Consider the following 13577-nt stretch of genomic DNA (forward strand, 5'->3'; position numbering starts at 1 on the left):
ACGCAAAAAATCAATCTTGAAAACAATAAATTTAAACATCTTAAGAATATCATATTTGTCGAAGTTTGTAATTACTTGTAGACGGCTATTCCCATATCCTCATACCGATGAACGTTTAATCAGCTCAAAATCAAGTTCCTTTTGAACGGATTCCTGATCAGGGTTTTCTATACACTGAAACAGAATGCGGAACGCCTCAGCTCCCATTTCGTACAATCGATTATCGATGGTCGTCAAACCGATCATTTTACCAATGGGCTGATTATCGAAACCGATCACAGCCAACTCCTCCGGAATTGAAATGCCGAGCCTTCTGGCTTCCCATACTAATCCTGCTGCGACATGATCACCGGTAACCAGCATCGCGCTCGGCCTTTCGGACAGATCAAGGAGACGCTTCATAATTGCTGCCCCCTCCTCCATGTCGAGACATCCGTCCAAAATCCACTCTTCCCGCAGCGGTTCTCCCAGCTCGCTCAATACCTTCTCATATTCGCTCATACGAGCTCTTGTGCTTGGACTATCCATGCGGCCAACGGTAAAGCCAATGTGCCGATGGCCTTTGTCAATGAGACACGCCATGGCCGAACGGAACGCGCGTGCATGATCTATATAGACAGATGAAAAAGCTCTCTTGCCCGCCTGCTGGCAACATACAATCGGTCCGTAACTACAGTATTCCTCAATTTTTTCTACGGGCGTTGCGGTTGAGAGCACGATAATTCCGTCAATCTCTCTGTTCCTCAGCATTTCGAACACTTCGCGCTCCTCATCCTGGTCGTAACCAGTCTGACATATAATCAGTCGATAGTGATTCGCGAGAGCTTCCTTGCCAATCCCCTCCAACAGAATCGAAAAATAAGCATGGTTTATAAACGGCAGCATGATCGCAATATTTTGGGTTTTTCCTGTTATAAGATGAACCGCATTCATGTTACGCGCATATTTCAACTTTTTTATCGTTTCGTTTACCCGTGTTCTTTTCTCTTCACTAACATATGGATGATTGTTCAGTACACGAGATACTGTGGACACCGACACGCCTGCAAGCTTGGCTATTTCTTTAATATTGGCCATTTTCAATGTCCCCCCTATTGATTATTGTACCTTAGCTTGAATAGTAGCATGTTTTGTATTCGGAATCATCTTTAGACGAGAATGGGGAATAAATTGAATTTGAATAAAAGGCTTGCTCTGGTATGCTTTTCATACTATACAATGGCTTTAGAAGAGCAGAACCAAGGCCGGCGTGACCACAAGGGCGTGACGGGGTGTTCAGCTCTTTTTAATATTTACACGATAAAGGATATAACGAATGATTTGTCGAAAATAGGTAACATGATGACGAAAAGAAAAGTATTTATCATCTTAATATGTTTTTTAATTTCTCTCACATTGCTGCGTTTGGGCTGGATCTTTTTCTATAATGCGCCGAATCAACCGAAAGCGGTACAGGGAGTTTTGGATTTACGAAACTGGGATATATCATCCAGTCGCCCGATCTCATTGGATGGGGAGTGGGAGTTCTACCCAAACGAGTTTCTTCTGCATGAGAAAACCGATCAGGATTCATCCGAAAGGGGTGACTTTATCCAGGTTCCAGGGAACTGGAAAAGCCACTTCCCTAAGGAGCAGAAAACCGCTGAAGGTTACGGATCTTATCGATTGCGTATTTTGATTAATCCGGACCAACGCCAAACCTACAGCCTTCACCTGTCTCATATTCAAACCTCGTTTGAATTGTTTGTAAACAGCCATTCATTAACGAAATCAGGCTATCCATCGTCAACGAAAGAGCAGTATACAGCCCGAACCGCACCATCAACCGTAACGTTCTCTACAAATGAGAATGACATTGAGCTCATCCTCCATGTAGCAAACTTTAATAGTCCCCTTGAAGGCGGCATTCTGAGTGCCATCCGCTTCGGAAGTGGAACTTCAATCAGCAGTGAGCAAAACTTAACGATAAGTCTGCAAATTATGATGGCTGTTGTTCTGCTGCTGCACGCCATTTATGCAAGTATTTTGTATATGAGCGGATACCGTCAGAAATCGTTGATCTTTCTGTCCCTTTCCTTGATTTTTGGTATCTTTTGTATACTCATTGACGACAGTCAACTGCTGTTTAACTGGCTGTCTATCAACTACGAATGGAGCGTAAAAATATTTTTTCTGTCTTATATAGGAACTGCTCTATTTTTGCTTCATTGTATACGATTTACCCTGCACGAGTTTACAGTTGCTCAATCCTTCCGTTGGCTTAGCATTTTGAACCTGATATATATCGTGTTCATTTTGCTATCACCAGCGAAGTTTATCCTGCTTTCACTGCCGATATTTTATTGTTTATATTTTCCTACTTATCTGGCCATGCCGCTATTCGCTGTAAAGATGGCGCTAAGAAGCAGCAAGGACGCAGCATTGTTAATGCTGGCAGCCTCTGCCCTGACGACCAATGTTTTTTGGGGCATTATGAAAAATGTTGGCTCCATTTATATGCTGTACTATCCTTTTGATTTAATTATCGCTTTAATCGCCATAGCTTCATTCTGGTTCAAACGGTTTATTCAAACAGCCAATCAAACCAAACTGCTTGCAAAAAAACTTCAGATGGCAGACAAAATGAAAGATGACTTTTTGGCCAATACATCACATGAGCTTAAAACACCTCTTCATGGAATAATGAATATCGCTCAGCATGTATTAAATGAAGAAAAGGAATCGATCAATCGGCAAAACATTCAAAACTTGGAGCTGCTTATGACAGTTGGCAAACGCATGTCCCACACGCTGAATGACCTGCTTGATTTATCACAACTAAATGAAGGGCGAATCCATCTTGAACTCGACAGCATCCGGGTTCAATCCATAGCAACTGGCGTTATGGACATGCTTAAATTTATGACCGAGGGCAAACCGATCACCTTGTCCATGGATATACCTGATTCTTTTCCCCGTGTTATTGCCGATGAGAAGAGACTCGTCCAGATTCTGTACAATCTAGTTCATAATGCCATCAAATTTACGTATGAAGGGATGATTTCCGTCAACGCAGAGGTGCGGGATAAAAAGGCATGGATTCATGTTTCAGATACAGGAATCGGGATGGACGAAGATTTAAAGAAAAGGGTTTTTCAAGCTTATGAACAAGGAAGCACGGGAACGTCAACAACGATTGGCGGGATCGGGCTTGGGCTTAGCATTTGCCAACAGATGGTTCAATTGCATGGAGGCACTTTAACTGTAAGTTCTGCACCTGGTCAAGGCTCCGTATTCACTTTCACGCTCAAGCTGACAGATGATGAAGAGATGAATGCTGTAACGATGCTTCAAACTTCTAAATCTTACATAGCAGTAGGGGGCAATGATCAGGTCCTACCATCCGCAGAGATAATTTCATTGACTGACAAACCTAAAATCCTGATCGTTGATGATGACATCGTGAATTTGAAGATCCTTGGCGATATGCTATCGGCAGATCAATACGATGTGGTGAAGGTAACCAACGGAAAGGACGCTATTTCCAAGCTGGACTCCGCTTCATGGGATCTGGTCATCGCCGATGTGATGATGCCGCAAATGTCAGGCTATGAAATGACCCGGCTTATTCGTGAACGCTACACCATTTCGGAGCTTCCTATCTTGCTGCTCACCGCACGCAGTCAGCCGGAGGACGTGAACGCGGGATTTAAGGCAGGGGCCAATGATTATGTTACCAAACCGATTCATGCGTTCGAGTTGAAGCCGAGGGTTGCCGCCTTGACTGATTTAAGACGTTCGGTACGCCAGCGGATGCGCCTGGAAGCAGCCTATCTGCAAGCACAGATCAAACCCCATTTCTTGTTTAATACATTGAATTCGATAACGGCATTAAGTGAATTTGATCTGCCAAAGATGAATGATCTGATTGATGCATTTAGTTCATACTTGAGAATCAGCTTTGATTTTTGGAATTCACAACAGCTCGTCCCGATCCGACATGAGCTTGATCTCGTTCATTCTTATTTGTACATAGAGAAACAGCGTTTTGAGGACCGATTGAACTTCATTTGGGATATACAATCCGGTATTCATATCATGATACCGCCGCTGACGATACAACCGCTCGTGGAAAATGCGGTAAGACATGGAGTGCTCAGCCTTTCCAAGGGCGGGACGGTTCTAGTTCGAGTAGAACAGCATGGGCAGCATATTGAAGTTTCAGTTGAGGATAATGGTCTTGGAATGAAGAAAGATCAGCTGAATCGATTGCTTCATTATGAAGCTCAGGAAAGCAGGGGAATCGGGCTCTTGAATACGGACAGACGCTTGAAGCAATTGTATGGTGAGGGGCTCAGTATATGGAGTGAGCCGAATCAAGGTACGAAAGTTTCTTTTAAAGTTCCACTGGACTATAATCAGATGACATAAAATAACGAAAAGGCGGCGCAGAAAAAGTTCCTGCACCGCCTTGCTTTTGTAAATACTAGATCACTGTCTTTATTTATGGATTGCTCGTTTCTTCCTATAAGCAAGCAATCCAAGTCCCATCATGATGGAGCTGAGCCCAGCCAACTGTAATGGAAGCGGACTGTTCTCACCTGTCTTTGGCAATACATTGCCTGATGGATGTTCAGGATGTCTTCCTTCTGTTGAGGTTGTACCATTACCTCCGTCTACAGGTTTTGCACCTTCATTTGGATTTTTGCCTGAGCTGTCTACATCATCTGATTCTGTTTCTCCTTCACCAGATGGTTGTGAACCTTCGCCATCTGCCGGATCTGTCGGAACTGTTGTCTCTTCCCCAGGTTTTGTAGGTTCAACTGGCTCTGTCGGCTCAGTTGGATCTACAGGATCTACAGTTTCTTCCGGATCAGGCTTGATCGGTGTTTCCGAATTGTCAGGAGGGTTCGGGGTAATTCCCCCGCCACCTGTAGATGGAACCCGATTATTTTCCACGAAGACTATGGTTTCTTCCCCACTGCGTACTTCAATTTCTGTCAACTCGTCTTTGATGCTGTAACCATATGGTGCTTTTATTTCTTCAATATAATATTTACCTGGCAAAAGATTCGGAATGTGCAGCTCGCCATGGCTATCCGTAGTAAGCACTGCTATTTCCTCATTTTTGCTGTTCTTGGCAGGCTCTTTATCGGCATCCAGCACCCGAAACTCCGCCCCAGTCAATGTAATCGCCGGTTGATCTTGTTCGATCTTAATCAGTTTTACCGAGCCCGTTTCTGGTGTGTTTTTAAACACTACTTGTATTTGACGGTCGTCAACAATTTCAAACACAAGCGGCTCAACATTCAACAGATAACCTTCAGGAACTCTCATTTCAGCCAATTGGTAGCTTCCGGCTTTCAAAGATTCTATCAACAGCATGCCGTCTTGATCTGTAATCAACCCGCTCTGTAGAACCTTCCCTTCTGCATCTCGAAGCTCAAATTCAGCACCTGCAAGAACGGTACCTGTGTGTGCATCCACTTTCAAAAGCTCAACAGAGCCGACATAAATTTCATTCGATACCTTCAGCTGTTTAGGCGTTGTTTGGCTAGGTTCGATTGTAAATGAAATCGGAGTAGTATTAAGCTTGTAGCCCTTAGGCGCTTTGATCTCGACAAACTGATAGCATCCTGGCTCTAAATCAGTAAGCTGGATTTTCCCATTGGCATCCGTAGTAAGTTCTGTTTGCCCGGGTACATCGACATAACCAGCACCATCATGGATTTGAAGCTTGAAGACAGCCCCTTCTAGCGTTCGGGTCTCATCGCCTTGATCTACCTTCGCCAACTCTACATCCCAGTTGCCTTTTGTGTTCTCGACGGTAAAGTTGGTAGCATCATCTCTGAATTTAATTTTGACCCCGTTCTTACACTCTTCTGTAATCAAGTATCCTTCTGGTGCGGCCAGTTCTTTAAGAATGTAATCTTTATACTTATATTCCTTAAATACCGCTTCCCCATTCCTATCTGTCACAAGCTCTTCCAAAAGTATTTTTCCTGATTTGTCATAAAGTCCGAACGTAGCTCCCGCTAACGGCTTTCCGTCTGCAGCGTCTACCTTAATCACTTTCAAGTTGCCTTTGCCGGAAGAGATCGCTCCGCCACCTGCTCCAAATAACTTTACTTCAATCCGCCCGTTCTCGTTCCCTGTCACAGTTGAAGAGGATTGTCCATTAAATTTAGCTTCGTTGCTTATAATTGCACCGTGATCCGCATTAATGAATGACTGATACTCTAAAACAAACGCGCCTTCAATCTCATCTTTAAAGGTGAGTGCAAAGGAATTACCATTAATATTCAATGAGTATTGTGACTCATCTACCAGACTTCCTCTGCTCAATTCACCGAAAATATTCGGAATATGGTGATAAAGCTTGATCGAATCCGGAATAAGCATCTGATCGCCAGTCAGTGTGTCAGTCAATTCAGATCCTGCTTTAATATGTGATAGGCCGGGGTTAATAATTACTTCCCAAAAAGCCAAATCACTTTCAGCACCTGTCCCTTGCGTTCCTGTTTTGTAAACATATTCTCCGCCATGTTGAGGCTTAACACTAGCTGTATCTGTAAACAGTATGTGGTCTGGTTGTTTATGATCATGTAAAGTCGCAGAATTGCTATACTCAGAAACGACAGGATGACCTTTGAGACTTGTTTTGTAAGTAATACGATAAGGAGAATGGATGGAGCCTAAATTGAGTTCAAATCCATTGTTGTCGCCTTCCGTTTTTACTTCAAATCGATATTGATCCGTCGGCACTTCTTCTCCGACAAGTACTCCATTGTACGCTCCGTTAAGGGTTAAATGATGAACAGTCAGTGATTCCGGAAGAAAAGTTTGTTCACCTGTATAAAAATCACGCACAACTGCTTCTTCAATATTGTGGAGGTTATAGTTTACATCGATCGTCCAGGTAATTTCCTTTGTTGTTGCATCATATTTACCCTTTTTATCACCGTTTCCTTGCGTATAGTTATCCGGTTTTGCTAGAGCTGATTTGGTAATAGAATGAGCTGTGTTGTTTTCTACCCAATCCAGCACTGCATTATTTTTGTACCCATTCTCAGTGCCATGTTGAGGTATCGGTAAGCGGGGATCAAATTTAGTCTTGTAAGTGATAAAATGGCTTGTAGATACCGGATTTTTAAACTTCAGTACAAAACCCATATGATATGTCGTATTGGGTTCAATAGTGTAATCTCCATTGCCGTCTCCCTCATCTAGAGTAAGACCGCTAACTGATAGGGTTTCCGGAAGAAACTCTAAATTCTGGCCAGCAAAGCTATCGCGAATGACGACCTCATTCATCGTTTTCTTGTCGTCGTTCAGACGGAGTCCCCAAGTAATTGTTTTTTCAGAAAAGTTAACTTTATCTACTGATTTCCAGAAAATCACCTGTTTTATGTTCCGCTTTCCTGTTACGGGTTCACCTTCATACATTTCCACTTCATTCATAACCGTTAACGCATCATCATGAACACGTTCTTTAGCAAAAGTTTTGTAGGTGATTTCGTAAGCTGCTTCAATATTATTCTTAAACTCTAATCTGAATCCATCTTCTGCGTTATTGATTTGAACTGTATAATCCACGTCCTTTACGAGCGGTGTCCCTGTTGTTTGTACTGCTTTTCCGTTATCATCAATCGTCATCTCATATACATTCAAAGACTCTAAATCCAGTCGCTGATTCTTGTCAAGAAACGTATCTTCAATCCATGCCTTGGACTGCTCGATGGCCCGTTCATTGTAGTTATACTGAATAGCCCAGGAAATCGTTTGAGTCGAGGAATCATAATCAGTCGATGCTTTACTCAAAGGCTCACTGAAGTCAACCCATACATTAGCCGACTTCTGCAATTCCATTGAAAGATTGCTGCCAGAGACAGTTGCCTTATTGGTGTATGTTTTATCTTCGATCGTATTCGTAATTTTGGTTGTATATTTTACCCGATAAGCACTGTCAATATCTCCAAATTGTAGTTCAAACGTGCTGCCATTAAAATGAGGTGTCACATCGGTAAGTTGCGATCCAGGAATGACACTTCCATCTAATTGAACCTCCACTGGATATACCTCGATTGAATCCTTAATCAGTTCCAATCCATCAGGCAGTTCATCTGTAAAGAGCGCATTCTCGATCTTCTTTTCTCCAATGTTAAAATCAACTTCCCAGCTGATCTCATTAGGGTTCATCCCCTTATCTTTTATTCCACGTTTTTCGATTTCATTGTTTGATTTACTCTTGAAATGAACAGGAATAGTGAATTTATCCGTTTCAATAAATTCGAAAACAATCTCCTGCTGTGTTCCTCCCTCGAACTTGCTTTCATCAAACTCTCTCCATACAAAAAAGTATCCTTTCAGCTCTTCATTATCCTCGATTGAATCATTGAAAGTGAAGGTAACTGTGCCTTCTGGAGAGACTTCATACGTCCCTACTTCACCATCAAGATTACCGCTCAACACTCTATCTACTCCAAATTTATCCGGCAGATTGAAAGTGAAGGTAGCTCCACTCTTATACCCGTGATTGGCCGGAAGCCTCCAGTCAAAATAAATCGTGACACGCGATCCTTGTTCTGGACGAATCTCCTCAATATTATTCGCTGGTTGACCTTCCGTATCTTCGCCATCTTTCATTTTCACATCTGTAATAAGATTTTCGGTGATAATGTTAGCCTTTTCCGGAGTTGCCACGTCAGTCCCTTCTTCTACCGCGCCTTCATCTATTGCACCTTCACTTGGCTTCTCCCCTTCCGTAGTGCCTTCACCTTCTGAACCTGCATCTGGGGCGCTCTCGCCTGTAGTATCCTCACCTGGGACACCTTCATTTGAAACATCTTCACCTGTAGCATCCTCATTGATGGAACCTTCATCTATGCCACCTTCACCTACAGTACCTTCTTCTATATTTGGTCCTGTTGCTCCGTTCTGCCCTTCTTGAGAAGCTGTCACTTCATCAGCAGCACTGGCCGTTGAAAAAGGAGTCATGAGATTTATGAATAACATTGCTGTTAATAATAAAGATAATATTTTCCCGATTTTCCTCATAGCGAGTCATGTTCACCTCATATTTCACCTAATTTATTCTTCCGTGCATGATGCATTGCGATTTAAACGGATCAATCAAACTTTAAAGACGTGTTATGCCCCCTGATCCCCCCCCTTATGTTTCATCCACATATTCAATGCATCAACCCTGGTTAAAGCAGGTATGATCTAATTTTTTATATTTCTCTTTTTGATGTTCGGGTCAAGGCAATGACAATTCACATAAAATATACAGCAGCATGTTGAATTTTTTCTGAATACGCCTTAGAACCTATGAAAACACACAAAAAAACACCGTCTCCCTAAAGAGACGATGTTTCAGTTTTAGGCTCTTCCATGATCTTACCTTTGACGATAATGCGATGTGTAGGGTTTACCATCGGGTGACAAGTGATCAAGGTGATCTCTTTATCTTTACCATTGGGTTCAAGCACCCATACTTCTTCCGGCTTTACATACAATTTTTCCGTAACGGTATATTCGAATTGTTCTTCTCCGTTGTTAACCTGAATTTTATCGCCTTTCTTCATCTCATCAAGCCTGTTGAAATTCCTTCCGTACGTACGGTTTCGATGTCCCGCCACAGCATAATTTCCGACTTCGCCAGCTTTTCCTGTGTTCTCAACACTAGCCACGGAAATATTCAAATGATTGGTCGTAGCCCCGCGAAGTATAGGCTGACGCAGATTGATTTTTTCTATCATTAAAATGCCTTCTGCATTCGGATTATAGCTTGAAAGACTTGAATCTTTGCGGTCTTCAGCGGTTTCATCGCTTTCAGCTTCTTCGGTGTTATTTTCGTTGTCATTAACCAGTGCTTTCGGTTCAACATCCTCATTGCCTGTACTTATATTTGCCATACTAGTTAGCCAATCACTTGCTATTTTTTGCTGCTGACTCTCATAATATTTTTCCGAAATGGTTGGATATAAAAGAACAAAAATTCCAAAAACAATGAGTAGCGCAGCTGATATTTTTATTTTCATGTTATATTTGCCCTACCTTAAGATTTAATTTCTGCATTTCATTGTTCCATTCACCATACCAATCCGTTAACTCTTTGCTTGGAGGGACATCAAACTCCTCTTTAAATTTGTTCGTAACCAATTGAAACTGTTTTCGGACTTCAGCCTGATAATTCAAAGAGGCGTACAGCTTCATTAACCCAAAGTATCCTTCTTCCATATCAGGTACCTTTTCTTTCATTTCCTGATACAACAGTATTGCTTCCGTATGTTGATCTTGCGAAATATAATATTCCGCTATTTGTTTCACATGGCTTAGCCAGATCAGACGAATCCGCTCTTGCTCGTACTCAGCCCATAGATAACGATGTTCTTCCAAATAGTCACCTGCATAACGTGCTTTTATCGATAAATGCTTGTTAAGGGAATCGGAAGTGAGTTCAGCAGCTTGACGTACATCATTCTCCCAATCTTCCACATCCAATCTCAAGGTCCCCCATATCATTCTATAGCCTTCATCCTTGTATTTTATTTCCAGATCTAAACCGGCTGCTTTAATAATTTTTCGGATTTGATAGATTGCCGTATACAGCTGTGCCGTTGCTCTTTCAGCATCGTATCCCGGCCATAACAAGTCGATCAGCATTTGCTTGCTAACCGTTTTATTACGGTGGTACACAAGATAAGCGAATAGTTCAGGCGCCTTCAATGTTTTCCACGGAAAAAATTGAACTTCGCCATGGGCATCGATATAGCGCAAGCTTTGCAAACAACAAAGGGTAATCGGAGCTGCATGTTCAGGCATCGGTTTGCTTATTGATGCCGATCCAACCGCACGGTTCAATGTCGTCACCAATCGGCTCTGATGTACGGGTTTCAGCAAATAATCGAGTGCGTTCATCTCAAAAGCTTTTACTGCATATTCTTGATAAGCTGTAACAAAAATAATACGAATATGCGGTTGAATTTGCTGTAACCGTTCAGCCAGCTCAAATCCATCGATTACCGGCATCTGCACATCTAAAAAGGCAATATCGACCTTTTCTTTCTGTACCAATTTTAAAGCTTCATATGGATCATGAAAAATTCCGGCTAGCTCAACTTTAACGTTAGACCCGGACTGTTTTACTGCCAACAGATTCTCCATTTTTTTCAGAGCTAGCCATTCATCATCAACAACAATAGCCTTTAAATGCATCTCCATCTGCGAAACTTCCCCCTTGTCTTTCGATTAACTTTATCATATCAAGAAAAATAGAAGACGATTGTTCCGCATTCAAACTTTAAATGTTATATATGTACTGATCTCCCTTTTGTTCTCCAGTTTTATGTCCTTGCTCATCTTTTACTAGGGAACATGTATCAAAATCATCCAAAGTCATATGTCCCCGCCGCACTAAAGCAAAAATTGTATTCGTTGTGCAATACCATTCCGGGGTAACGAGCCCATACCATGTCTCTCCAGAAGTGGCTGCTCCTTCGTATGTCCATAGTCCCCCCTTGCCTCTGATCAGCCGTCCGCCGTTATGCTCTGCCTTTTTAAGAGCCTCTTTCTGTTTACTTGATAATTTTCTATTCATCTTGTAAATCTCACCACTCATATTTTTAGTAAATAATTTATGCAAAAAAGCACATCAATCCAATTAAAGCATAAGCCACTGAATAATTTTTGAATAAAAGAAGAAACGCTTTCAGTGCAGCCATTAGGATGAGTTGAGTTGCGTTTCTTCGAGATATGATTTATGTTTTTTTACTTTTCCAATCGTTTAAACAACATGTCATAAGAGCCGCTTCCGTTCGTAACCGTGCGCTTTACCCGAGAGATCGTTGCTGTACTTGCCTTGGTCCTGGCCTCTATTTCAATATACGTATGGTCATTATGCAGCATTTTGGCAACCTGATATCGTTGGGTTAACGCTTTAACTTCATTAAGTGTACATAGATCATCAAAAAAAGCATAGCATTCCTCAACGGATTCCAATGCCAGTATACCTTCAAAAAATTCATCTAACATAGGACCCCTTAATTTGTCGATAAGCATATCTTTTCCTCCTCTTTAGGATAAACATTACTCATTCACGAAACTTTTGCTTTATTCATCAATCATTCTCTTGATTTCATTATACGACTAAGAAAAAAGTTGGCTAGCGCCAACTTTTACCTGTCGTACCACTATTTATTATACATTTTGCTGATTTAAATCTCTATTGCCCTTGCTTATAAAGCCGAACAGAATCGTAAGTAATGGAGCGGTAAAACAGAATACAGCATAAGGTAAATACTCTAATGTAGAAACTCCCAAAGTCCCTGCAATAAATACACCGCTGACCCCCCAAGGAACCAACGCATTGAAGGCTGCTCCACCATTAGCGACTGTTGACGACAAATGTTTGGATGCAAGATGAAGCTCCTTGAATTGCTGTTTAAAAGCTTCACCTGGTAAAATAATGGACAAATATTGTTCACCCAAGAGGAGGTTAACACCGATACAGCTCAGCGTTGTCATCAGAATTAATTTTCCCTTGCTGCTGACAAAGGCAGAGATTCTGTCGATTAACGTTCTAATAATTTTCAGTTCGACAAGCAGTCCCCCTAAAGCAAGTGCCAGCAAAATGAGTGAGACAGACCACATCATACTTTGAATACCGCCTCGTGTAAGCAGTTCATCCACACTGGCTACGCCTGTATTCGATACAAACCCATCCTGCATCAATCTTGAAATGTCCAGAAAATTGGTGCGCGGCTCATATAAGAAAATGACACCGATTGTAATCACGATACTCAATAGCAAAGTGGGGATAGCCGGAACCTTCTTCCACGCACATAGAAATAGCGTTAAGACAGGAAGCAGCGTCCACGCTGAGATCGTAAATGAGGAACGCAGCGTATCAACCAGTTCATTGATCTGACTCCCTGTAGACAATGCATTCGAGCGTCCTATAATAATGAAGAAAACAAGCGAAACGATAAAGGCAGGAATCATCGTTCGCATCATATTACGGATATGCTCAAACAGATCTACTTCTGCAATGGCAGAGGAAAGATTCGTTGTATCAGACAGCGGAGATATGTTATTGCCTAAAAAGGCCCCCGATACGATAGCCCCGGCCGTCATGGCACCAGGATACCCCATGATTTGACCCATGCCGAACAAAGCAATACCGATGGTCGATATCGTCGTGAAGGAGCTGCCTACGGTGACTCCTACTACGACACAAATAATAAAGACCGAGGGAAGGAAAAACTGAGGAAGCATAATGTTGAATCCATACACCATGATTGTAGGTATTGTTCCAGCCGCGATCCAAACGCTGATTAAAGCTCCAATCAACATAAAGATAAGGATTGGAATCAGGCCCGGGGTAATTCCGTTCTGAAAACCTTTATGAATCGAATCCCATGAAACACCTTTGCTTTTTGCAAAGATAATTAATACACCTATAGCGATTAAAATCGGCACTTGAGGGTCCATGCCTAAGCCGATAATACATACCCCTATAATCGCCAATATTACGATCAAAAGGAAGGTGCTTTCTCTTAAAGTCACGTCTTTTGCCATGGATATAGCTCCTTGTC

8 protein-coding genes are annotated in these 13577 nt (G+C 42.0%); 1 reads left to right on the plus strand and 7 read right to left on the minus strand.

What is annotated here, in order from left to right; all coding sequences use genetic code 11:
* Window positions 1–99: 99 nt before the first annotated feature.
* Complete coding sequence (locus C8268_RS05460; protein WP_106766740.1) at window positions 100–1077, minus strand: LacI family DNA-binding transcriptional regulator; 978 nt, start codon at window positions 1075–1077, stop codon at window positions 100–102.
* A 93-nt stretch (window positions 1078–1170) separates the two neighbouring features.
* Here C8268_RS05460 and C8268_RS05465 point away from each other — a divergent pair, with 93 nt between their 5' ends.
* Entirely contained in the window at window positions 1171–4410 is a 3240-nt protein-coding gene (locus tag C8268_RS05465) for a hybrid sensor histidine kinase/response regulator (RefSeq protein WP_234032676.1), read from the plus strand.
* 69 nt (window positions 4411–4479) lie between these two features.
* Here the strand turns inward: C8268_RS05465 and C8268_RS05470 are convergent, their stop codons facing one another.
* From C8268_RS05470 to nhaC, 6 genes are all read right to left on the minus strand, one after another.
* Complete coding sequence (locus tag C8268_RS05470) at window positions 4480–9036, minus strand: collagen binding domain-containing protein (protein WP_106766741.1); 4557 nt, start codon at window positions 9034–9036, stop codon at window positions 4480–4482.
* Window positions 9037–9338: 302 nt separating this feature from the next.
* Window positions 9339–10022: a class D sortase gene (locus C8268_RS05475; RefSeq protein ID WP_106766742.1), complete on the minus strand. Its 684-nt coding sequence runs from the start codon at window positions 10020–10022 to the stop codon at window positions 9339–9341.
* 1 nt (window position 10023) lies between these two features.
* Complete coding sequence (locus C8268_RS05480) at window positions 10024–11205, minus strand: response regulator (protein WP_234032677.1); 1182 nt, start codon at window positions 11203–11205, stop codon at window positions 10024–10026.
* A gap of 79 nt (window positions 11206–11284) precedes the next feature.
* Window positions 11285–11581: a hypothetical protein gene (locus tag C8268_RS05485; RefSeq protein ID WP_106766743.1), complete on the minus strand. Its 297-nt coding sequence runs from the start codon at window positions 11579–11581 to the stop codon at window positions 11285–11287.
* A 170-nt stretch (window positions 11582–11751) separates the two neighbouring features.
* Window positions 11752–12042 carry a YerC/YecD family TrpR-related protein gene (locus C8268_RS05490; protein WP_106766744.1) on the minus strand — a complete coding sequence of 97 codons (291 nt, stop codon included), beginning with the start codon at window positions 12040–12042 and terminating at the stop codon, window positions 11752–11754.
* 138 nt (window positions 12043–12180) lie between these two features.
* Window positions 12181–13560, minus strand: a complete 1380-nt coding sequence (nhaC, locus tag C8268_RS05495; protein ID WP_106766745.1) for a Na+/H+ antiporter NhaC — start codon at window positions 13558–13560, stop codon at window positions 12181–12183.
* Window positions 13561–13577: the final 17 nt, after the last annotated feature.

The organism is Paenibacillus faecalis (assembly GCF_900289175.1).
Taxonomy (GTDB): Bacteria; Bacillota; Bacilli; order Paenibacillales; family Paenibacillaceae; genus Paenibacillus_AQ; species Paenibacillus_AQ faecalis.